Below are 25,217 nucleotides of genomic sequence, written 5' to 3' on the forward strand. Positions count from 1 at the left end.
GTAGCAGCGAGAGGGTAGTATCTGTTAATAGCTTTCCTTATTCAAAAATTCTTGCAAAATGATTTTCGAGGTGATTGCGCATAGCGTTGCGGAGCATTTCAGCAGAGCCATTTTCAATAATTTCTACAATGCCTTTATGGGAGACGAACTTCTTTGTCTTAGGCATTTTTTTCAGTAACCCGCTGCGGTGAACGTAGTCAAACACCGGCAATAGCATTTGCTGAAAGCGTTTCAGTACCTGGTTGCCGCTGATCTCATAGAGTTTTCCGTGAAAGCGGATTTCCTGTTCTACCTGGAAAAGATGCTGATCGGCCTGGGTAGGTTCATCTTCCACAATCGCTTTCAGTTCTGCTATATCCTTTGGCGTTACTCTTTCCATGATAAAGTCGGCCATCCCTATTTCCAGTGCCAGCCGCATTTCAAAAATCTCACGGAGGGTGTTGGGATCCATGATTTCCGGGTACAGGCTTTTTTCCAGTAGTCCGGTGAGGTCAGGGTTTACCAGTACGGCGCCTCTTTTCTTTTTGGTTTCTATCAGTCCAAGTGTTTTGAGCCGGGTCAGTGCTTCCCTGACTACGGTTCTGCTGACGCCCAATGCGTCGGAGAGCTCCAGTTCTTTGGGGATAGAATCTCCCACTTTAAAGTCTTTGCTGATCAGCAGTTCAATGAGCTTGCGCTCAACTTTGTCTACTAGGGAACTGGTGTCGATCGTTTGTAAGCTCTGTTTTACCTCTAACGCGCTCATATTATGTCGTACTTATTTTCAGCTACATAAAGCCCGGGTTCAGCTGGGTTTCATATAATAATCATCAAATTTAAAAGGATTTTTTTAATTCAAAAGGCAAAAAAAAGTTGGTTATTAAAAATTGTTTCCTACTTTTAATCTGCATTATGTATGACATAATACTTTTTCCAAAGTCTAAAAGTTCGTTATGAAACGCTTTTTTATCAACCAGAGAGCAGGCCTGCTCCTTATGCTAGGCCTGTGCTATGCCGCTACCACCTCGGCTCAATCGAGGAAAATAACGGGCCACATCACCGCCCGCGAAGACCAGTCGCCACTCATAGGCGCCACCGTCAGCGTAAAAGGGACTAACAGAGGAACACAGGTACAACCAGACGGATCTTACGTACTCCAGGTAAATCCGGGAGAAATCATCATCATCCGCTATACCGGCTATCTCCCGCAGGAAATAGTAGTAGGCGAAAAGTCAGAGATCAACGCCCGCCTGGAATCTGATGTCCAGAAAATGAATGAAGTAGTAGTGGTAGGCTACGGTACACAATCCCGCCGCAGTGTGACCACCTCTGTAGCCAAGCTGGATAAGGAAGTATTGGCCAACGCACCACGCGCCAACGTAGGAAGTGCCTTACAGGGTACTGTTTCCGGCCTCCAGGTGGTAAACGCCACCGGTCAGCCTGGGGCTACGCCGGTGATCATCCTCAGAGGCGGTGCGTCTATTAATAGTCCGGGTGCACCGTTGGTGCTGGTAGATGGTGTGGTAAGATCTTTTGCAGATGTGCCTTCGGAAGATATCGCCTCTGTGGAATTACTGAAAGATGCTGCCGCTACTGCCATTTACGGCGCCCGCGCCAACAATGGTGTAATCCTCATTACTACCAAACAGGGGAAAGCCGGTGTGGCACAGGTTTCCTATAAATTTACCGGCGGCTACAACAAAGCCCGTGAAGGCTATAAGTACATGAATGCGAAAGACTTCATCTACTATACCCGCCTCGGCTACCTCAATGCAGGCCGCACTCTCAGCCAGGTGAACACCTCCAGGGGTTTGGGACTTTCTACCAATCCTGCCGACCTGGCCACCTTCGATATCCGCTCCTATAACAGCAGTACGGCTGATCTCCTGACAAAAGGATGGGACACCGTGGGTGATCCGTACGGCGGCACCATCATCTTCAAAGATCATGGCGGCGAAGTGGAAAACCTCGTTTTCCGCAATACCTATACACAGGACCATTATATCAATGTTACCGGTGGCAACGACAAAGGAAAATATTTCGCCAGCTTCGATTATTACAATGAAGATGGCGTTATCGTAGGCTCCAGCTACAAACGCTTTTCCGGCGATGTGAATGGCTCCTATAAAGTGAAATCCAACGTGGAAGTGGGTACGGGCGTAAGTATGTCTACCGCTGCCCAGCTGGGCGTGCTGGCAGGTGAAGTGAATTCTCTCTACCGTAGCCTGGCTATCTGGCCTACCTTCAATCCTTGGCTGGACTCTGCCCATACCAAACCTAATCCCGGTAATGGCACTGCAGACGGAAACCCGCTCTACTGGCTCCAGAAAAATAAACGTAGCGCAGAGGCAAACCGTATCTCTGCAAATGCTTTTGTGAAATGGGATATCCTGAAAGACCTGTACTTCCGCGGAACAGCCAATATGTACCTGTTCGAAAGACTTAACCAGTCGTTCCAGCAGGCTACGCAAACATATGCCAACATCTTCGCAAACCCGCCATCATACAGCAATACACAAAGAGAGTCTGTAACAGGATTTGCACGCGATTTCCAACAACAGTATAACGGTATACTCAACTATTCAAAAACATTTGCCGATAAACACGACATCTCCCTTATGGTGGGTGCAGAGTATTACGGTATTAAATCCCTCGGACTCCAGGTGGATGGCCTGAATGCACCAACAGATGATATTCCTACCGCTAACGCCTCTACGACGTTTAATCCAACTACTTCTTCAACGAATTTAAATAACAACTACACCACTCAATCGGAATATCGCATCATCTCCAGCTTTGGCAGACTCGCCTACAACTACGACCAGCGCTACCTCCTGACGGCTGTGTTTCGCCAGGATGCAGTATCCAGTCTGGCCAAAAGTAACCGCTCCGGCTTCTTCCCGGGAATGTCTGTTGGTTGGAATATGCACCGCGAAAAATTCTTTAATCACTTAGGGATAGATAAAATTGTCAGCACCCTGAAACCCCGTGCCAGCTACGGTGTCAACGGTAACGTGGCAGGACTCGGCCGCTACGATGTACAAGGCGTGTACAGTCTGCAAACAAACTACAACGGCAACGCAGGCTTCCTCAATACAGCCATGCCTAATCCAGACCTGCGCTGGGAAAAGAGTAAAACCACCGACTTCGGTGTAGACCTGGGTTTCCTCGACAACCGTATTACCTTACTGTTTGACTACTATAACCGTAAAACCAGCGACCTCCTTACCAACCTCGCATTGCCAAGTTATGTAGGCTTCGATAATATCAAAACCAACCTGGGTACTTTCCAGAACAAAGGTTATGAGTTTGAAGTGAATGCTACTGTGCTGCAATCTAAATCAGGCGTACGTCTGAGCGTAGGTGCCAATGCTTCTTTTGTGAAGAATAAAATCCTGCAGCTACCGTACAATGGTAATGAAAACAACCGCCAGGGCGGGTTCCAGGTGTATGATGATGCCAGCGGAAAACTCGTATGGGTAGGCGGATTACAGGAAGGACAGACGCTGGGAGATATCTATGGGTACAAACAGGTATCTATTTTCAAAGATGATAAGGAAGTAAGTGATATTGCAGGCAACCGCTATGATGCAGTGGCCAAGATCACCGGTCCTAACCGCGCAGCAGGTGCCAATGGCCGCATTACACCCGGCGATGTCAACTGGCTCGACAAAGACCGCAACGATACCATCGATTCAAGAGATCAGGTATATCTGGGTAATATCTTCCCTAAATGGACAGGAGGCTTTAATGCCAATCTCTCCTATAAAGGCATCTCCCTGTATACACGTTTTGAATTTGCTACAGGTCATACGATTTACAATGATCTCGTAGCAAGAACACTGGGCAACTACCAGGGAACCTTTAACTACATTGAGTTACAGAAACAGGCATGGTCACCCACCAATACGGTAACGGATATACCAAAAGTATACTTTGCCGATCAGGTGGCTGGTTCCAAACAGAATTATACACGTGCCAACAATGCCAGCCAGGTGCTGAACGGCAACAACTCGCGCTTTTACGAAAAAGGTGATTACCTGGCCTGCAGAGAGATTACATTATCCTATAATCTGCCTAAAGCCTTACTCCAACGCACACACGCATTTTCAAATGTAAGAGTCTATGTCAGTGGTAATAATCTCTTTTATATAACGAAGTTCAGCGGGCCTTCTCCAGAAGCGCCGATAGACGGTAACGGTAATATCAGCGGTATCTATGCCGGTACCTATCCTACACCAAGAACATACGTACTCGGCGCACAGGTTTCCTTCTAACTTTAAAAAGATTCACGATGAAAAAAAATATCCTCTTCATATTGGGTGCTGCACTGCTGATGCAGGCCTGCTCCGGCAAGCTGGACCTTACGCCTGTCAGCTCCCTCAGTAACGACAGCTACTGGAAAACTCCTGACCAGTTCGATGCTTTTGTAACCGGTGTACACAGTGCTTTCCGTAATAATACCAGTAACTTCCAGGCACTTGGCGAAATGCGTTCCGATATCTTCGGTACGGAAACGCCGCTGGGGCCATCATTTACGGGAGAAGCCTCCCAGGGAGCAGAACGGATGTGGCTGCAAACTATGGACCTCGACAATCCTGGTGTGAGCAATTTCGGCAGCTTCTATTTTAATATCAATCAGCTGAACCTCCTGATCAATAAGGCTTCTTCCAGTAATATCCTGACGGCAGCCAATAAAAACTATTACCTCGGAGAGGCTTATGGTATGCGGGCCTTTTACTATTTTCAGCTGCTGCGTTCCTGGGGAAATGTCATAATTCAAACAACACCAAGTACCAGCGTTGATATCGGCAACCTCGCCAAAGCCGCCAGCAGTGCGGATGATGTGATGAAGCTCATCAAAGCTGATATCGATAGTTCTGCCAATAATTTCAGTGCTGACTATACTTTCCGCAATCAGAAAGGGTTCTGGTCTAAAGCAGCCACCCTGATGCTGAAAGCAGATGTATACCTCTGGACCAGCTATCGTGGCGGAGGCGCGGGGGATGCTACCATCGCTAAATCAGCGCTGACAGATATCCAGAGCAACGTACCTGCGTTGGGGTTAGTGGATAATTTTTCAGATGTTTTTTCCAGTACCAACAAAGGTAATAAGGAGATCATCTTCGCGATCAGGTACAAGCTGAACGAGGCTACGATGGGCTTTGTTGCGAGTTCCTTCGTGCCACAGTCCGGCCTGATAGCCAATTTCTATGACTCGCTGAGCAACCGCCAGTTTGATGTTACCACCGACAACTGGGGCGGCCTCCTGCGGGCACCGGTGCGTGTCGCTACTTTCAGGCAATACAACGACAAGGATACCCGTAAATGGGCTACTATCCAGCCCGCCTATACGAAATCCGGCGCGCAGTATACGATTACCGGCGCCTTCGTGAAAAAATACGCAGGCGAACAAAATGCCGGCTCCCGCGCTTATACAAATGATTTTCCTGTATACCGCTATGCTGATTTACTCCTGATGCTGGCAGAAGCAAAGAATATTTTAGGAGAAGATTTTTCTGCTGAAATTAATGCCGTTCGCAAACGTGCATTTGGCGCCAATTACAGCACAGCAGTAGCCTGGCCTAATCAGGCGGTAGATGCCAATGCAAAAGAGGCGATCCTGCAGGAAAGGCTGCTCGAATTTATTTTCGAAGGCAAGCGCTGGTACGATCTCCGCAGAATGGGCGATAACTATGTGTATGAGCATACCTCCCTGCAAGCTGCCGAGGCATATAAGCTGTTATGGCCTATCGACAGAAACTCTTTAACCAATAACCGCAGCCTCGTGCAGAACCAGGGCTATGCCCAGTATTAATGAGCTGCCGGGGGCGATTTATAAAGTCAAACGTATAATCAGCTGTACCCCTGGTACACAGCCCCCGGTTTTTGTGAAGCAATTTTAATTTTTATATATGACGATACAGCATTTGAGCAGACTCATCGCAGCACCATTTACACCCATGCAAAAGGACGGAAGCCTCAACCTGGCGCTGGTTCCGGAATACTATGCGTTCCTGAAGCGCAACGGCGTTACCGGCGCGTTTATCAACGGTTCTACCGGTGAGGGGGTGTCTACCACTTCAAAAGAGAAAATGCAGGTGGTGACGGCCTGGGCTAAAGCCACCAGGGAGGACCCTGATTTTAAAGTGATGACATTGCTGGGAGGTACGTCGCTGGCAGATTGTAAAGACCAGGCGCTGCACGCGAAGGAAGAAGGACTATATGCCGTATCGCTGACATCCCCTTTTTATTTTAAGCCTGCAAGCGTGGAAGCACTGGCGGAGTGCTGTGCGGATGTGGCTGCCGTGGTGCCGGATATGCCCTTTTATTACTACCATATCCCCGTGCTGACAGGCGTAGGGTATGCCATGATAGACCTGCTGAAGGCCGTTGATGGCAGGATCCTTAACTTTGCAGGCGTAAAATATACGCACGAAGATTTTATGGATTATCAGTCGTGCATCAGCTACCAGCACAATAAATTTGATATGCTCTGGGGCCGCGATGAAAACATGCTGGCCGCATTGGCGGTAGGCGCGAAAGCGGCCGTGGGCAGCACCTTCAACTATGCGGCACCGTTATACTACTGGCTGATGAACGCTTTTCAGCAGGGTGATCTTACACAGGCCAGGGCATTGCAGCAGCAGTCGATCGATATGATCCGCCTCCTGGGCAAATACGGCGGCATCGCTACCGGTAAGGCCTATATGAAAATGGTAGGAATAGATTGCGGTGGCTTCAGGCTGCCGGTAAGAAACATGAACGACGCGCAAATGGAGGTTTTCCGGACAGAAGTACTGTCGCTGGGCTTCAAGGAATTTTGCAGTCGGAGATAACGACAGACTAAACTCACCGATGTGAAAAAAATTCTGAAACTCATATTTGTGTTAGGGGCTATGTTAACCGACCTTTCATCCAATGCGCAGGACAAGGCCAATCATATCAGCTGGTCTGTTGCTGCGCAGCTGCCTCCTGCGGAAGGTATGCATGTGCAGCCAGGCGTGGCGGGCGCTTTCGCCGGCGTCACCGGCAATGTATTGCTGGTGGCTGGCGGCGCCAATTTCCCGGAGGCGATGCCCTGGGAAGGTGGTAAGAAAGTATATCATCACCAGGTGTACCTGCTACGTCGTGATAACAATGATTTCCAGTGGCTGCCGGATACTAGTTACCATCTGCCGCAGGCAACAGCCTATGGGGCTACAGTAGCGCTTCCGGAAGGACTGCTGTGCATGGGTGGTGAAACCGCTGAAGGATATAGCAAACAGGTTTTTCTGCTTACCTGGAATACCACAAAACAAAAAATAATTTCGCGTCAGCTGCCTTCCTTACCGGAAGGTGTTGCGAATGCAGGTGCAACGCTCATCGGGCGTACTGTATATCTTGCCGGTGGCGAAACTGCCGGCGGTGTTACCGCCAACGTATACACGCTGAACATGGACGCTCCCGGCTCCGGCTGGAAAGCGGCAGTACCACTGCCAAAGCCTGTTTCGCATCTGCAACTGGTAACACAGTCTAACGGTGAAGTACCAACGCTGTATGCCATTGGTGGCCGCCGTGCTACCGCAACAGGCATCAGCGATTTAAGCGGGAACGTCTGGAAAATGGTTCCTGCCACCAACAAATGGGAAGCGGCAGCACAGATTGGTGATGGGGCACAAACGCAGCACTGGAGCGCCGGAACAGCATTGCCTTATGGCGCTACCTATATTTTGTTGTTAGGGGGAGATGATGGTAAATTATTCCATCAGATAGAAACCTACAATGCTGCGATCAAAAAAGGCGGTTCTGAAGCGGGTAGACTGCAACAGGAGAAACTCGCGCTGATCCGCACGCATCCCGGTTTTAACCGCAACCTGTTGCTATACAATACCGCCACCGATACCTGGACCAAACTCAGTGAATTGCCTTTCCCGGCACAAGTGACCACTACTGCCGTTAAATGGAACGACGAACTGATTATCTCCGGAGGGGAAATAAAACCGGGTACCAGGACTACCGCCATCATGAGGGGCGTCGTGAGTAAACCGGCGTATTTTTCTAAGTGGGATTATATGCTGCTGGCAGGTTATTTCCTGCTAATGCTGGGCATCGGCATCTATACCAGCATGAAGCAACACAGCACCACCGACTACTTTAAAGGCGGGCAGAAAATCCCGGGATGGGCCACCGGACTAAGTATCTTCGGTGCCAAACTCAGCGCCATCACCTTTATCGGCATTCCTGCAAAAACATATGCCACCGACTGGACCTACTTCTTCCTGCTGATGACCATCATCATGGTCATGCCTTTTGTAGTCAGGTATTTCATTCCGTTCTACCGGAAACTGGGGGTAACTTCTTCCTACGAATACCTGGAAAAGCGCTTCAGTTACCCGGTGCGGGCCATCGCTGCCATGATGTATATCCTGTTGCAACTGGGGCGTATGGGCATTGTTATCCTACTGCCCAGTATAGCCCTTTCCGTTGTAACGGGCATAGATGTACGAACAAGTATCATCGTGATGGGCGTGGTGAGCCTGTTTTATACTGTGCTGGGCGGAATTGAAGCCGTCATATGGACAGAAGTGGTGCAGGTAATCATTTTACTCACCGGCGCCATACTCGCGCTGGTATTGATTCCGCTCTACCTCAACCATACCGTATCGCAGAGCATGGACATCTTACACCAGTACAATAAACTAAAAGTTTTTGACCTGCATTTCAGTTTTACCAGCAGTACGTTCTGGGTGGTGGTGATAGGTGGTTTTGCCCTGAACCTTATCCAGTATGGCTGTGATCAGACGGTGGTACAACGTTACCTGACTACCACTGATGAAAAGGAAGCGGTGAAAAGTCTGCGCCTGGGCGCCTGGCTTACCTTACCAAGTACGATCATATTTTTTGCCATAGGTACCCTGTTATTTCTTTTTTACAGAGATCATCCACAGGAAGTAAATATTGCACTGGATAACCAGGACACAATTTTCCCCTGGTACATCGTGACACAGTTACCCAAAGGCATTGCCGGGTTAGTGATTACTGCCATCTTCGCCGCTGCCATGGGCAGTTTGAACGGATCCGTAAATGGTGTGGCTACTGTAGTAGTCAATGATTTCTTCCGGCGTCAGCTGCCGGGAAAAGCAGATAAATATTATCTACGGATGGCAAGAGTGGTGACGCTGGTGGTGGGCTTGTTCGGTACACTGGTCGCCTGGCTGATGGCCAACTGGGGCGCTACTTCCCTCTGGGACCAGTTCAACCTGATCATGGGATTGTTTACCGGCTCTGTAGGCGGACTTTTCATCCTCGGCATTTTTACCAAAAGAGTTGCCGGCAAGGCTGCGGTGGCAGGTTTTGCGGTAAGCGCCGGCATACAGGTACTGTTGCTGCAATACACCCATATACATCTGCTGATGTATGCATTTACAGGACTGACAGCCTGTGTGATCACAGGCCTTGCAGCGAGTTATTTCATACCGGCAGTAGCAGTGCCGCCGGGGTTAACCATCTACAAAAAATAAAATATGAGTTATACAAAAGAATCATTGTCTGAACTCAGTGACTACTATAAAAAGCAATTACTCGAAGACACGGTGCCATTTTGGTTTCCGCGCTCTATCGATGAAGAATATGGCGGATATCTGCTGATGCGTGATGAGAACGGTGAGTTGCTGGATGATGATAAAGCCGTATGGATACAGGGACGTGCAGCATGGTTGCTGGCTACTTTGTACAATACCGTAGAACCAAGGCAGGAATGGCTGGAAGGTGCTAAAACAGGTATCGATTTCCTGTTGCAGCATTGCTTTGATGCCGATGGCCGTATGTTCTTTCACGTTACACGTGATGGCCGTCCTATCCGTAAGCGCCGTTATTTTTTCTCTGAAACCTTTGCGGTAATCGCCATGGGGGCCTATGCTAAAGCCAGTGGTGATACAACTATTGCGGATAAAGCCAGGGAATTATTTGGGAAGATAATTGATTACGCAACTGTACCGGGTCTGCTGACGCCTAAGTATACAGACGTGCGACCGGCAAAAGGTATCGGTGTGCCGATGATTATGATCAATACAGCCCAGCAGGTACGTGAAACCATTGGTGATCCCCGTTGCGATGAGTATATCAGCAAATGGATCGCGGAAATAGAAAGCGATTTTGTTAAAGACGATATCCGTTGTGTAATGGAACAGGTAGCACCGGATGGCAGTATTATCGATCATTTCGATGGTCGTACGCTCAATCCCGGTCATGCCATAGAAGGCGCCTGGTTTATATTGCATGAGGCAAAATACAGGAACAACGATCCTGCACTGATAAAGCTGGGATGCCGTATGCTGGATTATATGTGGGAAAGAGGATGGGATCAGGAATACGGCGGAATACTTTATTTTAGAGATCTTAATAATAAACCGGTACAGGAATACTGGCAGGATATGAAATTCTGGTGGCCGCAGAACGAAACCATCATTGCAACACTGCTGGCTTTCACCATGACAGGAAATGAAAAATACGCAGACTGGCACGCAAAAATTCACGATTATGCCTATACGAATTTTCATGATCGGGAAAACGGAGAATGGTATGGTTACCTTCACCGCGATGGCCGTGTGTCGGTGCGGTTGAAAGGGAATCTGTACAAGGGGCCTTTTCATCTGCCGCGCCAGGAATGGTACTGCTGGCAACTATTACAGGAACATTTTAGCAAATAATGAATAGCATGAACAGGAACAACTTATTGACATTATTGCTGCTATGCGTTGCGTATATCTGCAATGCACAGCCGGTAACCGTTTATCGTAGCGGTACAGAAGGGTATAAGAATTTTCGTATACCCGTGATTGTTGGATTGCCGGATGGTAAACTACTGGCATTTGCAGAAGGTCGTGTACATAATGCCGGCGATTTCGGTGATATCAATATCGTGATGAAAACCAGTACCGATAACGGAAAGAGCTGGTCGCCGCTACAGGTAGTGGTAGATAACGATACCTTACAGGCGGGTAACGCTGCGCCGGTAATGGACCTTACAGATCCACAGTACCCAAAGGGCAGGCTATTCCTGTTCTACAATACAGGTAATAACCACGAAGGCGAAGTACGTAAAGGGAAAGGGCTCCGTGAAGTCTGGTATATCACCAGCACAGATGCGGGCAAAACATGGTCATCTCCCGTAAACATCACTACACAGGTACATCGCCCGTTGCAACCACAGGTGAATGCTGCCTACAATTTCCCGGAAGACTGGCGCAGTTATGCCAACACGCCTGGCCATGGATTACAGTTTAGTCGCGGTAAATACCGCGGACGTATATACATTGCTGCCAACCATAGTGCCGGTGCACCACAGCCACATTTTACCGATTATATCGCCCATGGGTATTATACAGATGACCATGGCAAAACCTTTCATTTGTCGGATAATATTCCTGTGCCTGGCTCCAACGAATCTACCGCTGCGGAACTCGCTGATGGCCGCCTGATGTTTAATACACGCAACCAGCGCGGTGATAAAAAGATGCGTATCGTGGCGCTCAGTAATGATGGTGGCGCCACCTGGGCTTCCACTACATTCGATGAGCGTTTGCCGGACCCTGTATGTGAAGGAAGCCTGTTAAATATAGGCTGGAAAAAGAATGCAGCCATACTCGCTTTTTCCAATTGCGCTGATACTATGCAACGTAATCATCTTACCATTCGTATCAGTAATGAAAATGCAGGCGCCTGGCCGGTGACGATACCTGTGGCAGCTACGGATAATACCAAAGGGGATTTTACGGCCTACTCCGACCTGGTATTGCTAAAAAATAAGCAGCTGGGAATATTGTACGAAAAGAATGGTTACACAGAAATAGTGTTTGACGCTTACAAGATCAAACCATGAGAAAACTAATCTGTCTGCTGCTGTTTTGTTTAGCCAATGGGTTGCGGGCGCAAACACCGCCGGCAGTCATACCTTTTCCTGTTGGATATGAATATACGTTAGGTGCTCCGGTTACAGATATGAAGCAGTTCCGGAAAATCTATTATTCAACTGCTTTTAAGGAAGAAGCGCTGCTGTTGCAGTCCTGGCTACAGCAGCATAAAATAAAAACAGATTTGCAGGAGCTGACGCCGGATGCCTATCCAAAGGGAGCTGGTATTATACTGCAACACACCGCTGATGTAAATGACGGTGAATCCTATGGTCTGGAAATTTTAGCCTCGGAGATCAGGCTTCGTGCCGGAACCGCCACCGGGATATTTTATGGTATCCAAACATTACAACAACTGGCTGTCGGAAACAGGCTACCACTATGCTCCATGGAGGACAGGCCTGCTTTTTCCTGGCGTGGTTATATGGTGGATGTAGGCAGAAATTACCAAAGCGTGCCGTTGCTGAAGCAACAGATTGACATGATGGCACACTATAAGCTGAATGTTTTTCAATTTCATTTTACAGAAGATATCGCATGGCGCTGGGAGGTACCGGGTTTTCCGCAACTCACGGCTGATAGTACAATGATCCGTGACAAGGGGAAATATTATACCAATGACGATATACGTGAGCTGATGCAGTATTGCGCTGCGAGGCATATTCTTTTTGTGCCGGAGATAGACATGCCGGGTCATAGTGCAGCCTTCAAACGTGCGATGGGAGTAGATATGCAAAGCGATAGCGGAATGTTATTGTTAAAGCAGGTGGTAGGCATCTTCCTGGATACTTTTAAAGTGCAATATCTGCATGTTGGTGGCGATGAGGTAAAGATTATTAAGAAGGATTTTTTACCGGAGATGATCTGCTATATTGAATCCAAAGGCGTTACAACACTGGGCTGGGACCCTGGTGGAAATATCCCTGCTACTACCATTCATCAGCTATGGATGCGTGATGGTGCCGTGAAACGGGATGTCCGCTACCTGGATTCAAGACATCTCTACCTCAATCATATGGATCCGCTGGAGAGTGTGATGACCATCTGGCAACGTCGTATATGCGATACCGTAAAGGGTAATAATAACCGTTTGGGGGCTGTGCTCTGTTTATGGAACGATCGTAGGGTGGCCGCAGAAGCTGATCTGCTGCGCATGAATCCCGTATATCCTGCTATGATGGCTTTTGCAGAACGTAGCTGGCGAGGCGGAGGAGAGCCAGGTTGGCGCACAAATATTGAGAGGAAGGATCTCGCCGGTTTCAAAGAGTTTGAAGTAAGATTATTGAAACACCAGCAACGGTATTTTAAAAAGATACCTTTTCCGTATAGCCGGCAAAGTGATATGCAGTGGGATATTACAACATCAGCTGGTGATACGGCGAAAGCGATTGGCGGTACAGTGGTGCTGCGGCATTTCTGGGCGCCATTGGTGCAGGGGGTATTGCCTGATCCGCATGACAGTACTACCGTATACGCCACTACGAAACTGTATTTTTCAAAAGATACCATTGTGCCGGTTTGGATAGGGTTTTATAACCTTTCCCGTTCCACGGCCAGTAATACACCTGCTGCCGGCACCTGGGACAACAAAGGGAGCAGCGTAACCGTCAATGGCCGCGTTATTGCACCGCCCCGGTGGCAGTATGCCGGCCGTAAAGGGAACTCCGAAGAACCACTGGCAGATGAAGGTTATGAATACCGCGCTCCAACGAATATCTATTTCAAAAAAGGAATGAATACAGTGAAGATAACTGCTCCCGTGCAGGCTTTTACCAGTGCCGACTGGAATAATCCGGTGAAATGGATGTTTACTTTTCTGCCATTAACAAAAATAGTGAACAATGATTAGATACATTTTACTGATTGCCGGGATAGTATCCACTATGGCGGTTGCTGCGCAATTGAAGGTGGCGCCGGTGTTTGGAGACCATATGGTGTTGCAGCGAAATAAACCTTTGCATGTTTATGGTAAAGGATTGCCGGGTACGCAGATTAGTGGCTTGTTTAAACACCAGCATGCAACGACGGTCGTACAGCAGGATAGCTCCTGGTTACTGATATTTCCTGCATTTGCGGCAGCAGCAAAACCTGATGTGTTAACGGTCACGGATAAACGGGATACGATTACTTTAACAGATTTGCTGGTGGGAGATGTCTGGTTATGTGCCGGACAATCTAATATGGAATTTCCATTGGCAGACGATCTTCATGCAAAAGAAACCTTGGCGGCAGCAGCTATACCTCATCTGCGGCTCTTACAGGAAAACAAGGCTACTAGTACCTACGCGGTACCCTATACGATCAGGGACACCGTGCAGTTACATCCGGAAAAATATTTCAGTGGCAGCTGGAAAAGAGCCGATGCTGCGGCAGCACGGCCTTTCTCCGCTGTAGGTTATTATTTCGGCAGGAAGATAGCTGCTACCACGGGTGTGCCGATAGGACTCATTAACGTGGCGGTAGGTGGTAGTCCGTGTGAAGCCTGGATCAGGCCTGCCGCAGGACGCGCTGTAGAGCAAGTACAGTCAGTGTTTGAAGGTAACTGGTGGCAGAATGCTGCCTTGGAGCCCTGGTGTATTCAGCGCGGCCACGAAAACCTGGATTCACTGCTGGCAAAGGGTGTACAGCCACCAGCCAATGAACTGGGCTACCGGCATCCTTTTCAGCCCGGCTTCCTCTATGAAGCAGGCGTGATGCCGTTTTTGCAGCTGCAAATAAAAGGGGTTATCTGGTACCAGGGTGAAAGCAACGCCCTGAGTGCGGAACGTGTGGAGCAGCATAGCGTGTTATTTCCATTGATGGTGGCCGACTGGCGAAAACAATGGCAGGATACCACACTACCTTTCTATTTCTGTCAGATTTCAAGTATCAGTACAGAAAAAGGTTATAAGTCTGAAAACTGGCCTGGTTTCCGTGATGCACAGCGCCGTATGGCCGGAAGTATACCATATAGCGGTATGGCTGTTACCAGTGATGTAGGGCATCGTACCAATATTCACCCTAAAGAAAAACGTACGGTAGGAGAGCGATTGGCGCTGGTGGCCCTGCATAATAGTTACGCAGATAAACATGTGGCCACAGGTCCGTTGCCATTAAAAGTGAGTTACAGGGATGATGAGGTAGTTATTGAATTTGACGGCAGATTATACACCGCAGATAAACAGGCGCTGAGAGGGTTTTCACTCGAAGCAGGCGTGGAGGTACCCGCGGTTATTAATGGTAATACGGTACATATCAAAGCACTTCGTAAGCCAGAAACAGTTTACTATGGCTGGCAGCCGTATACAGATGCTAACCTCGTAAACGCCGCAGGCCTGCCTGCATCAACGATGAAACTTACAATACCGTAATAACACGATAGTCTCACCGCGCGAAACGTAAAACCAGCCAACCGATACGGAAGGTATCGGTTGGCTGGTTCTATATAAATAAAAATCAAATATTACTTTATTGTTTCAACGCTGCAATGCGTACAATCAGGTCTGCAATACGGTTGGAGTAGCCGAATTCATTATCGTACCAGCCTACCACTTTTACGAGGTCACCCACGATAGAAGTCAGCAGGGCATCGAAGGTGCAGGAATAAGGATTATCTACCACATCGATAGATACGATCGGCGCTTCGGTATATTTCAGCACACCTTTCATGGCTGTTTCCGCAGCTTCTTTAAACTTCGCATTGATTTCCGCAACGCTGGAAGGTTGTTTTTTCAGGATGCAGGTGAAATCTGTCAGGGAGCCGTTTAAAACCGGTACACGGATGCCTGCGCCACCCAGTCTGCCTTCCAGGTGAGGGAAGATTGAGGTGATCGCTTTGGCGGCACCGGTGCTGGTGGGAATAATGGAGGCGGAAGCGGCACGTGCCCTGCGCAGGTCTCTGTGTGGTGCATCGTGCAGGTTCTGGTCTCCGGTCATGGAGTGTACGGTGGTAATATAGCCATCGAGGATGCCCCAGTTATCGTCCAGTACTTTTACCATTGGCGCCACGTTGTTGGTGGTACAGGAGGCGTTGGAGAGAATAGGTGCGGTAAGGTCCACCAGGTGGTCATTTACACCTAATACAACCGTAGGTATATCTTTGTCTGACGGAGGTGCTGATATGATCACCTGTTTTGCGCCGGCCTGGAGGTGTTGTTCTGCTGCTTTCCTGCTGGTAAATTTACCGGTGGATTCCAGTACCAGGTCGATATGCATGGCAGCCCACGGCAATTGCAGCGGATCGCGTTCTGATAAGATACGGATAGGCTTACCGTCAATAACCAGCGAATCGGCGGTAGCCTCCACAGTGCCCTGGTAGGGGCCATGTACAGAGTCGTACGTATATAGGTGCGCCAGTGTCGGGATATCAGCCAGGTCATTGATGGCGACAACCTCAATACCTGTTTTCTCCAGTAGCATACGTAAAGACATCCTGCCGATACGTCCAAAGCCATTGATCGCTATTCTCATCTTAAATTTCGTTGTAGCCCGCAAAATTACCGGATATTGCAGTAATCCCCAAAAGACGGATATTGTCCTTTTTTAATACAAGCCCTGGTTGGAGCTTTATTCTTCATTCAGCCATACTACCTTCTGTACGGAGTTGTGTTCCTGCCCGATAATACCGGCGTAAAGGTCTGGGCGGCGTGCCTGGCGGTACCTGTGGCCACCTGCCTGTTGCAGTTTTTCTCGTGTAAGCGTAGCCGTTACTACTTCATCGCCCAGGTGGCGGCATTCTGCGATTACATCGCCGAATGGGTCAATCACCATGCTACAGCCATTCTTCAGCTGGTCGTCGTCCATGCCGATAGGGTTGGAGAATACCGCGTAGATGGCATTGTCGTAAGCGCGTGCCGGCAGCCATTTCATCAGCCAGGAGCGGCCTTTCATACCGTCAAACTCCAGTCGCAGCGGGGTAGGATTGGTTTCGCGGTTTTCCCAGAGTACAGGGTCTACGAAACCGGCGCCAGGGCGCGGACTAGGCGTACACATGGTTACATGCGGCATGAATATAATTTCCGCACCCAGCAGGGCAGTGGCACGTACATTTTCGATGACGTTGTTGTCGTAACAGATCAGCATCCCGCATTTCCAGCCATGGAGGTCGAACACCACGTATTCATTGCCCGGGCGAAGGAATGGATTGATGAACGGATGTAACTTTCTGTATTTGGCAACGAGGCCATTTTTATCTACACATACATAGGCTTTATAAAGATGATTATGTTCATCTTTCTCAAATAATCCTGCGAGAATATAGATATTATTTTCTTTTGCAATATCGGTAAGTGCTTTGATGGAAGGGCCGTCAGGAATAGGTTCGGCGAGTTCGAGCATTTGTGCTTCCGATAAATTTCTGGCAAAGGTATAGCCGGTAATGCTGCATTCATGGAATGCTACGGCCTGAGCGCCTTGCGAAGCCGCGGTGGCAGCCAGCTGGCGGATACGCCCCAGGTTAAATGTTTTGTCGCCGCTACGGTTCTCAAACTGAGCTGTGGCGATCTTCAGGGTGTCTGTCATGGGTTAAGATTTGAGACAGCAAATATAGATATTACACCTAAGTTTTGGCCGGAGAAACCATGCAAAAACTCTGATGAAAAACACCTATATTCGCAGTTTCAATTTTTATACTGATGGCCCAACCAGATAGCGCGAATGTCATCTTTCACCTGGCGGCAGATTTTGTTAACCAGACCAACCGCCACATCTTTCTTACAGGTAAGGCCGGTACGGGAAAGACTACATTCCTCAAATATATTAAAGAGCATTCTAAGAAGAATACCGTAGTGGTAGCACCGACAGGCGTTGCAGCTATCAACGCAGGCGGCGTTACCATGCACTCTTTTTTTCAGCTGCCCTTCGGGCCCTTTGTGCCCGGCACAAAACGCGGATTCACAGATGATGTGGTCAGCAGCACCGACAGGCACTCGCTTTTCAGGAATATCCGTTTTACAAACGATAAAAAAGCACTGCTCCAGGAAATGGAACTGCTCATCATCGATGAGGTGTCCATGGTACGCTGTGATATGCTGGACGCGATAGATGTTATCCTCCGGCATTTCAGGAACAAGCCACTGCAGCCATTTGGCGGCGTACAGGTCCTGTTCATCGGAGACCTCTATCAGCTGCCACCTGTCATCCCCGACGATGAATGGGCTTTGCTCCACCAATACTACAATTCCCCGTTTTTCTTTGCCGCCAAGGCAATAGAACAAAACCCACCTTTATATATTGAGTTAAAAAAGATATATCGACAGAACGAACAGCTCTTCATCGATGTACTCAATCGTGTAAGGAACAGCGAGGTGGAAGCGGAAGACCTGGAGTTGCTCAACGGCTATTACAACCCGAATTTCAAGGGGGAGGAGGAAGAATATATCACCCTCACCACCCACAACAGGAAAGCGGATGATATCAATGGCAGCAGGCTGGCATCCATGGAAGGCCGGCTGTACAGCTTCGAAGGAAAGATTGAAGGCGACTTCAGCGACAAGGCATTGCCTACGGAAATGATGCTGCAGCTTAAAATCGGCGCCCAGGTGATGTTTCTCAAAAATGATATCGCTCAGCCAAGGCGGTATTATAACGGGAAAATCGCTACTGTAAAAGAAATTGATGACGAAGAAATTACCCTGGTACTCTCCGGCAGCCATGAAGAAATGAAGCTGGGCAAGGAAACCTGGCGTAATATCCGTTACCATTTCAATGCAGATGAAAATAGTATAGAAGAGGAAGAAATAGGCAGTTTCACGCAATTCCCTATCAGGCTGGCATGGGCGATCACCATCCATAAAAGCCAGGGCCTGACGTTCGAACGCGCCATCATCGATGCGGGATATGCCTTTGCTCCCGGTCAGGTGTACGTGGCGCTCAGCCGCTGTACTTCATTGGAAGGACTGGTACTGCACTCCAGAATAGGCTATGGCAGTATCAAAACAGATCCGCAGGTCATCGAATTTGCAGAAAAGGAAAGCGAACCTAATGAGCTGGTAGTGCTGCTGGAAATGGAAAGAAAGAAATTTCAGGCCAGTTCCCTGCTGCAGATGTTCGACTGGTATAAAATGCAGTCGCTCATTAAATCCCACGCCATCTGGATCGAAGACAAGAAAATACCAGACTTTGATGCAGCTCTGAAAATAACCCGCTACCTCTCCAGCATCATCGTGCAACAGGCAGAAGTGGCGGCGAGATTCACCGTGCAGCTACATGCCCTGCTGGACAATGTAACGCAGACAGGTGAGACCAATCAGCTGGAAGAACGGGTAACAAAAGCCATCGGCTATTTCACCAAAAGCCTGTATGAGGAGATGATCAAGCCATTGCAGGAGCATATGGAAGAAGTGAAAAAAGCCAAGGCCAAGAAATACCACCTGCAGCTGATGTCGCTGGAATCTGATTTCTGGTTGAAATTACAGCAGATATGGGAAGTAGATTACGGAAGTCTGCGCTTTAATACCGGCCTTACCGACTACCTGGCGCTGCGCAGCAAGCCGGCAGCAGGGGAAGCCCTTCCGCCGAAGGCCAAAGGAAAGGTAGAAAAGGGCAGCAGCCGTCGGGGTACGCTGGAATTATTCCTCCAGGGCAAAACGATTGCCGAAATAGCCACTGTCCGCAACCTCGTGGCAAGTACCATTGAGAGCCACCTGGCACAGTGTGTAGAATCCGGAGAGCTGGAACTGGAGAAATTTGTGCCGGAAGGGACAGTGAAGCTGATCATGAACCACATCAGGGAGCTGGGAGCTACCGCTGCGGGCCCTATCAAGGAGCGTGTAGGGGATCAGGCCAGCTTCGCAGAAATAAGGGCTGTTCAGGCCCATTTGCAGCGTAAGCAACGTGAAGAAACCTTGCAGGATTAATAGCATTTACACTTACTGCCGGCAGCCCCAAGGCCGGCAGTAAGTCGCTGAAATAAGATTTTCGCCCCTTTTTGATAATAATAGCTCATAAAGCGATAAAAAACTGCAAGGTTTGCTAATGCTGCACCCGCTAAATTTGCATTAGATCTAATAAACGAAGCATTCTTGAAAGTCGGACTTTTTATACCTTGTTACATAGACCAGTTCTATCCACAGGTAGGTATTGCCACGTTACAGCTCCTGCAAAAGCTGGGCTGTCAGGTGGAATATCCACAGGGACAAACCTGTTGTGGCCAACCTATGGCCAATTCAGGATTCGAGCATCTTACTCATGGCTGTAACAGCCTCTTTGTAAATCATTTTGCAGCCTACGACTACATCGTAGGCCCTTCCGGGAGCTGTGTGCTGCATATTAAAGAGCACCTCCATGATCCCGGGCGGGAACAGCAGGCCACCAACATCCGCTCACGGATATACGAACTGACAGAGTTCCTCACCGATGTGCTGAAAGTAAACGCCCTTCCGGCTAAATTTCCGCATAAGGTCGGACTCCATCAGAGCTGCCACGGGCAGCGAGGGCTGCACCTGGCACAGATGAGTGAGCTGGTAGACCAGCCTTACTCCAAGCCTGCAAAGCTGCTGGGCATGGTGGAAGGCCTCGAACTGGTTCCGCTCGATCGTACCGATGAGTGCTGTGGCTTCGGTGGTACTTTCTGTGTTACAGAAGAAGCTGTATCCGTTAAAATGGGCGTAGACCGTATAGCCGATCACGTGAAGCATGAAGCCAGCGTGATTACCGGCACTGATGTCAGCTGCCTGATGCACCTGGAAGGCATCATCAATCGCAGGAATGAACCCCTGAAGGTGATGCACATTGCTGAAATCCTTAATAGCGCATACTAATGAACAGCACGATACATGATCATGCCGCCCTGGCTGGAAAGTTCAACGAGAACGAACCGCGGGTAAACTGGCACGACGAAACCCTCTGGTGGGTACGGAAGAAAAGAGACCGGATGGCCTGGTCTGTTAGTGGTTGGGAACAGCTGAGAGAAGCCGCCTCACAGATCAAAAGGCATGTGCTGGGTAACCTGCACGACTATCTCACACAGTTCGAGCAGCAGGCCATTCAGAATGGCGCCACCGTACACTGGGCCGCAGATGCAGCGGAGCATAATAAAATCGTACTCGATATCCTCCAGCGCCATAACGTAAAACGTATGGTGAAGAGTAAATCCATGCTGACGGAAGAATGTCACCTGAACCCTCACCTCGAAGCACACGGTATCGAAGTAATAGATACGGACCTCGGCGAGCGCATTGTGCAGCTGGCAAAGGAACCACCCAGTCATATCGTATTACCCTGCATTCATAAGAAGAAAGAAGAGATAGGGGAGTTGTTCCACGAACACCTGGGAACACCTGCCGGCAATGCTGATCCTCAGTTTCTGACAGCAGCAGCACGTCAGCATCTCCGTAAGGAATTCCTGGAAGCAGACGCCGCTATTACCGGCGTTAATTTCGCTGTCGCAGCAACCGGAGAAATGGTAGTATGTACCAACGAAGGTAATGCCGATATGGGAGCACATCTTGCCAAAGTACATATCGCATGTATGGGCATAGAAAAGATAATCCCGCAGCGCGCACACCTGGGAGTGTTTCTGCGCTTACTGGCGAGGAGTGCAACCGGACAGCCTATTACCACCTATTCCAGTCATTTCCGTCAGCCGCGTGCCGGACAGGAACTGCACATCGTATTGGTGGATAATGGCCGTTCCAGGCAGCTGGGAAGAGAGGATTTCAGAAACTCACTGAAGTGTATCCGTTGCGGTGCATGCATGAATACCTGCCCTGTATACCGCAGAAGCGGCGGACATAGTTATCATACCGCTGTAGCGGGCCCTATCGGTTCTATTCTGGCACCTAACCTGGATATGAAGGATTATGCTGACCTGCCTTTTGCTTCCACCTTATGTGGCTCCTGCTCGAATGTTTGTCCGGTTAAGATAGATATCCATCAGCAGTTATATAAATGGAGACAGGTAATAGTGAAAGAAGGATATGCAACTACTGGTAAAAAGATGGGTATGCAGATGATGACGACCGTGTTATCATCTCCCAAAACTTTTAAAACAGCGGGTAAGATGGGCAGATGGGTACTACGTGCATTTCCCGGAATGGTAAACAACCGTATGAATCCATGGTACAAACAACGCAATATGCCGGAAGCACCGAAGGTCTCTTTTGCAGAATGGTACGCTAAAAACAACAACAATGAGCAGCAGGGATAATATATTAAAAGCAGTAAAGAACAATCAGCCGGAAAGTACCGGCTTGCCTTCACTGGCAGGGTTGTCTGACATGCCGGATACATTGGAAGATTATAAACGTGTGGTAGAAGGATTAGGTGCGGTCGTTGCGGAAGCGGATGATGCAGCTGCTGTGTCCGCATTGGTGCAAAAACATTTTCCGGATAGTAAACGTATCGTGGATGCGAGGTCAGCAGTACAACCCGGATGGATACACGAAGATCCGCATTCACTGGAAGATGTAGATGTAGCCATTGTAAACGGACAATGGGCAGTAGCGGAAAATGGAGCGGTATGGTTAACCGAAGCAGATATGAAAGTGCGGGCACTGCCGTTTATATGTCAGTTCCTCGTGTTGGTAGTATCACGCACACGCATACTCGCAACCATGCATGATGCCTATGAAAAAATACAAGGGCCTGATACAGGTTTCGGTGTATTCATTGCAGGGCCTTCCAAGACCGCAGATATTGAACAGTCGCTGGTTTTAGGCGCACATGGTGCAAGAAGTCTTTTGGTAGTTGTGCTGCCTTAAAAATGTAGTGTATAAATAAATGCCCATCTTGTTGCACAAACGGGCGGAGCAATTTAAAAACGAAATCGGTAACCCGGTTTCGTTTTTTTTTGTGTATTAATTCTGTGTGATGAAATGTTTGAACGAAGTAGTAAGTGCTCGTGGATGCCGCTACTGCGTTGATTTATAATCATGAAGATAAAAAATATACGTTTAGTCTATGCTGTTGGTATAATGTTTGTTTCTTAAACGGCGCTATAAAAACCATATCGCGAACTAAGAACCATATCAACAGATTTTTGCGAACAAAGAAAAAAAATTGAAAGACCATGTACTACCATCAAACTTTAGAGCAGCCACCAGCGAAGGAAATGTTGTGTGATAGATGTAAAGACTGTTATCATTATATAAAATATCAGTTTCAATGATATAGTTTTTAAAATTTATTTTCTACTTTGCATTTCTATTGAAAGCCTAAGATAACTAATCAGATTTTGTTGTTTAAGAATGTAGGAATGCAAACCTGTTGAGAGTTTCATTTCAATCAGCTGTGCACCTCTATGTAAAACCTTTAAAAACCAGGCACAGCACGATTGTCATGGTGCTGAGAGAATATTATTAACCGTATCTTATTATTGAAACCTATGGTGCGAACATCATCATGGATTACCCCGTCATGGCTTATATTAATGCTTGACCTGGGGTGCTCCGTCCTCGCTGTCAATCTTGCCTTTTTACTCAGGCTGAATTTTGACTTCCAAGAAATTGCTCCATATCCTCTGGCGGAAATTTCGCTCTGGGTGTTGTGTGTTAATCTGCTACTTTCTTTGCTGCTACGTACCTACAGAGGTATCGTACGACATACAAGCCTCGCTGATATCGGGCATATCGCGCGAATGAATGTTTTTAGCAGCGTCATCCTTTTTACTATCGGTTACGCATATACGCAGTACGGGGGATTTAATGTCCTTCCACTGTCTATCTGTCTCATCTATTTTTTCATCAGCTCATTCGGATTATTATCCTACAGATTGCTGGTAAAATGGGTGTTTAAATATACTGCGCTGTTGAAAAATACAGACAAGGGAAGAGCCGCCATTTTTTATACCGGACACACAGGCCTGATGCTGCGTAAAGCCATCAGCGATGATCCCGGCAGCAATATCAAAGTAGTGGCATTTCTTGCTGAAACAGCCGCCCATGCCGGTAAATCACTGGAAGGACTGCCCATATACGCAGCAGAGATCAACCAGCTTTTTCGCCTCGTAAAACATGCGAAGGTAGATGTATTGTTAATCCCCGAAGATCATCTGGATACAGACAGACTGAATGAACTGGTAGAAGCCTGCATGGCACTCAGTATCCGCGTTCAGAAAGTAACACCGGTAAACAGATGGGTGGATGGCGCCTTAAATAATAGTGTACAGTTGAAAGATATTAATATCGAAGATCTGCTGGAACGCGCAGAGATTCGCATCCGAAACCCCCGCATCAGCCAGGAGCTGAAAGGAAAGAATATCCTGGTAACAGGAGCTGCCGGCTCTATCGGCAGCGAAATAGTAAGACAGCTGGTAAAATACGAACCACAGCTGATCGTTCTCTGCGATAAAGCCGAATCGCCATTGCATGAACTGGAGCTGGAACTCGCAGAAAAAAATGCCGGTGTACAAATCATTCCCTACATCGGCAACGTATGCGATCACACCCGTATGCAGCAGCTGTTCGAAATATACGCTCCCGTGATCGTATACCATGCAGCCGCCTACAAACATGTGCCCATGATGGAAAAAAATCCTTCCATCGCCGTTATCAATAATGTGCTGGGTACAAAGATCATGGCCGAACTGGCAGTGGAACACCATGCTGAAAAATTTGTGATGGTATCCACCGATAAGGCAGTGAACCCAACCAATGTAATGGGGGCATCCAAACGTATCGCAGAGATTTTCTCACAATCATTTAATAACTACCTGAACGAACAATATCAGCGCCCTGGGCCCGTATATTCCACTCCTCCTACACGTTTCATCACGACACGTTTTGGTAACGTACTGGGCTCCAATGGCTCTGTTATTCCACGCTTCAAACAGCAACTGGAAAAAGGTGGCCCGCTGACAGTCACCCATCCTGAAATTACCCGGTATTTCATGACCATACCGGAAGCCTGCCAGCTGGTGCTGGAAGCAGGTTCTATGGGACAAGGCGGAGAAATATTCGTGTTCGATATGGGCAAACCAATGAAGATCGCCGAACTCGCCCGGAAAATGATTCGCATGACAGGAAAAGAACCAGGAAGAGATATCCAGATCGTTTATACCGGCCTGCGTCCAGGTGAAAAATTATACGAAGAACTGCTCAATAACGCAGAAAATACCATGCCTACCTATCACGAAAAAATCATGATCGCACAGGTACGTATCTACGATTTTATCACCGTAAATGATCAGGTAGAAGATCTGATAGCCGCTGCACGCAAGCATTATCTAATGCCTACCGTTGCCCGCATGAAACAACTCGTGCCGGAATTTATCAGCAAAAATTCTTCTTTCGAAGAACTGGACAAAGGAACTATCACGTTGTAAATATGAAATGTCTGGCATAGTTCATAAGGCGGTAGCATACCGCGCGAAGCGCGGAACCTAATCAACCGATACCGAAGGTATCGGTTGCAAATCCAACACAAAGG

The 25,217-nt window shown here is 48.2% G+C and carries 16 protein-coding genes; 13 read left to right on the forward strand and 3 right to left on the reverse strand.

All coding sequences use genetic code 11. The annotated features are described in order from the left end of the window. Positions 1–37: 37 nt before the first annotated feature. Complete coding sequence (locus F3J22_RS17120; protein WP_167019165.1) at positions 38–745, reverse strand: FadR/GntR family transcriptional regulator; 708 nt, start codon at positions 743–745, stop codon at positions 38–40. A 187-nt stretch (positions 746–932) separates the two neighbouring features. Between F3J22_RS17120 and F3J22_RS17125 the strand changes: the two genes are divergently transcribed. The 8 genes from F3J22_RS17125 (at position 933) to F3J22_RS17160 (ending at position 15,223) form a co-directional block, all read left to right on the forward strand. Next, on the forward strand, positions 933–4,256 hold the full coding sequence (locus tag F3J22_RS17125; RefSeq protein ID WP_167019166.1) for a TonB-dependent receptor: 3,324 nt from the start codon (positions 933–935) through the stop codon (positions 4,254–4,256). Positions 4,257–4,273: 17 nt separating this feature from the next. Next, the gene (nanU, locus tag F3J22_RS17130; RefSeq protein ID WP_167019167.1) at positions 4,274–5,797 is read left to right on the forward strand and encodes a SusD family outer membrane lipoprotein NanU; all 1,524 of its coding nucleotides are present in this window, start codon (positions 4,274–4,276) and stop codon (positions 5,795–5,797) included. 97 nt (positions 5,798–5,894) lie between these two features. Then, positions 5,895–6,818 carry a dihydrodipicolinate synthase family protein gene (locus F3J22_RS17135; protein WP_167019168.1) on the forward strand — a complete coding sequence of 308 codons (924 nt, stop codon included), beginning with the start codon at positions 5,895–5,897 and terminating at the stop codon, positions 6,816–6,818. A gap of 21 nt (positions 6,819–6,839) precedes the next feature. Beyond that, on the forward strand, positions 6,840–9,482 hold the full coding sequence (locus F3J22_RS30865) for a sodium/solute symporter (RefSeq protein WP_167019169.1): 2,643 nt from the start codon (positions 6,840–6,842) through the stop codon (positions 9,480–9,482). Between the two features lie 3 nt (positions 9,483–9,485). Further along, the gene (locus F3J22_RS17145; RefSeq protein WP_167019170.1) at positions 9,486–10,670 is read left to right on the forward strand and encodes an AGE family epimerase/isomerase; all 1,185 of its coding nucleotides are present in this window, start codon (positions 9,486–9,488) and stop codon (positions 10,668–10,670) included. A gap of 8 nt (positions 10,671–10,678) precedes the next feature. Further along, positions 10,679–11,842: an exo-alpha-sialidase gene (locus F3J22_RS17150; RefSeq protein WP_167019171.1), complete on the forward strand. Its 1,164-nt coding sequence runs from the start codon at positions 10,679–10,681 to the stop codon at positions 11,840–11,842. Then, positions 11,839–13,722: a family 20 glycosylhydrolase gene (locus F3J22_RS17155; protein WP_167019172.1), complete on the forward strand. Its 1,884-nt coding sequence runs from the start codon at positions 11,839–11,841 to the stop codon at positions 13,720–13,722. Before F3J22_RS17150 ends, F3J22_RS17155 begins: the two co-directional genes overlap by 4 nt. Beyond that, entirely contained in the window at positions 13,715–15,223 is a 1,509-nt protein-coding gene (locus F3J22_RS17160; RefSeq protein WP_167019173.1) for a sialate O-acetylesterase, read from the forward strand. The genes F3J22_RS17155 and F3J22_RS17160 overlap by 8 nt, the downstream gene beginning before the upstream one ends. A gap of 97 nt (positions 15,224–15,320) precedes the next feature. Here the strand turns inward: F3J22_RS17160 and gap are convergent, their stop codons facing one another. Both gap and F3J22_RS17170 read right to left on the reverse strand, forming a co-directional pair. Then, positions 15,321–16,322: a type I glyceraldehyde-3-phosphate dehydrogenase gene (gene gap, locus F3J22_RS17165; RefSeq protein ID WP_167019174.1), complete on the reverse strand. Its 1,002-nt coding sequence runs from the start codon at positions 16,320–16,322 to the stop codon at positions 15,321–15,323. A gap of 96 nt (positions 16,323–16,418) precedes the next feature. After that, complete coding sequence (locus tag F3J22_RS17170) at positions 16,419–17,372, reverse strand: nitrilase family protein (RefSeq protein ID WP_167019175.1); 954 nt, start codon at positions 17,370–17,372, stop codon at positions 16,419–16,421. 113 nt (positions 17,373–17,485) lie between these two features. Here F3J22_RS17170 and F3J22_RS30735 point away from each other — a divergent pair, with 113 nt between their 5' ends. From F3J22_RS30735 to F3J22_RS17195, 5 genes are all read left to right on the forward strand, one after another. Continuing rightward, a complete protein-coding gene (locus F3J22_RS30735; RefSeq protein WP_167019176.1) occupies positions 17,486–19,708 on the forward strand; it encodes a helix-turn-helix domain-containing protein in 2,223 nt (740 codons plus the stop codon). Between the two features lie 165 nt (positions 19,709–19,873). Continuing rightward, the gene (locus F3J22_RS17180) at positions 19,874–20,611 is read left to right on the forward strand and encodes a (Fe-S)-binding protein (RefSeq protein ID WP_167019177.1); all 738 of its coding nucleotides are present in this window, start codon (positions 19,874–19,876) and stop codon (positions 20,609–20,611) included. Next, positions 20,611–21,999: a LutB/LldF family L-lactate oxidation iron-sulfur protein gene (locus tag F3J22_RS17185; RefSeq protein WP_167019178.1), complete on the forward strand. Its 1,389-nt coding sequence runs from the start codon at positions 20,611–20,613 to the stop codon at positions 21,997–21,999. Before F3J22_RS17180 ends, F3J22_RS17185 begins: the two co-directional genes overlap by 1 nt. Continuing rightward, positions 21,983–22,552, forward strand: coding sequence for an LUD domain-containing protein (locus F3J22_RS17190; protein ID WP_167019179.1), 570 nt, complete (start codon positions 21,983–21,985; stop codon positions 22,550–22,552). The genes F3J22_RS17185 and F3J22_RS17190 overlap by 17 nt, the downstream gene beginning before the upstream one ends. Positions 22,553–23,358: 806 nt before the next feature. Next, on the forward strand, positions 23,359–25,113 hold the full coding sequence (locus F3J22_RS17195; RefSeq protein WP_240155119.1) for a nucleoside-diphosphate sugar epimerase/dehydratase: 1,755 nt from the start codon (positions 23,359–23,361) through the stop codon (positions 25,111–25,113). The last annotated feature ends 104 nt before the right edge of the window (positions 25,114–25,217 follow it).

Origin of the sequence: Chitinophaga sp. Cy-1792, assembly GCF_011752935.1 — a bacterium.
Lineage (GTDB): Bacteria > Bacteroidota > Bacteroidia > Chitinophagales > Chitinophagaceae > Chitinophaga.

Excerpts from the sequence above, each read along its gene's own strand:
- F3J22_RS17120 (WP_167019165.1), bottom strand. The coding sequence starts at position 745 with ATGAGCGCGTTAGAGGTAAAACAGAGCTTACAAACGATCGACACCAGT.
- F3J22_RS17125 (WP_167019166.1), top strand. The coding sequence starts at position 933 with ATGAAACGCTTTTTTATCAACCAGAGAGCAGGCCTGCTCCTTATGCTA.
- nanU (WP_167019167.1), top strand. The coding sequence starts at position 4,274 with ATGAAAAAAAATATCCTCTTCATATTGGGTGCTGCACTGCTGATGCAG.
- F3J22_RS17135 (WP_167019168.1), top strand. The coding sequence starts at position 5,895 with ATGACGATACAGCATTTGAGCAGACTCATCGCAGCACCATTTACACCC.
- F3J22_RS17145 (WP_167019170.1), top strand. The coding sequence starts at position 9,486 with ATGAGTTATACAAAAGAATCATTGTCTGAACTCAGTGACTACTATAAA.
- F3J22_RS17150 (WP_167019171.1), top strand. The coding sequence starts at position 10,679 with ATGAACAGGAACAACTTATTGACATTATTGCTGCTATGCGTTGCGTAT.
- F3J22_RS17155 (WP_167019172.1), top strand. The coding sequence starts at position 11,839 with ATGAGAAAACTAATCTGTCTGCTGCTGTTTTGTTTAGCCAATGGGTTG.
- F3J22_RS17160 (WP_167019173.1), top strand. The coding sequence starts at position 13,715 with ATGATTAGATACATTTTACTGATTGCCGGGATAGTATCCACTATGGCG.
- gap (WP_167019174.1), bottom strand. The coding sequence starts at position 16,322 with ATGAGAATAGCGATCAATGGCTTTGGACGTATCGGCAGGATGTCTTTA.
- F3J22_RS17170 (WP_167019175.1), bottom strand. The coding sequence starts at position 17,372 with ATGACAGACACCCTGAAGATCGCCACAGCTCAGTTTGAGAACCGTAGC.
- F3J22_RS30735 (WP_167019176.1), top strand. The coding sequence starts at position 17,486 with ATGGCCCAACCAGATAGCGCGAATGTCATCTTTCACCTGGCGGCAGAT.
- F3J22_RS17185 (WP_167019178.1), top strand. The coding sequence starts at position 20,611 with ATGAACAGCACGATACATGATCATGCCGCCCTGGCTGGAAAGTTCAAC.
- F3J22_RS17190 (WP_167019179.1), top strand. The coding sequence starts at position 21,983 with ATGAGCAGCAGGGATAATATATTAAAAGCAGTAAAGAACAATCAGCCG.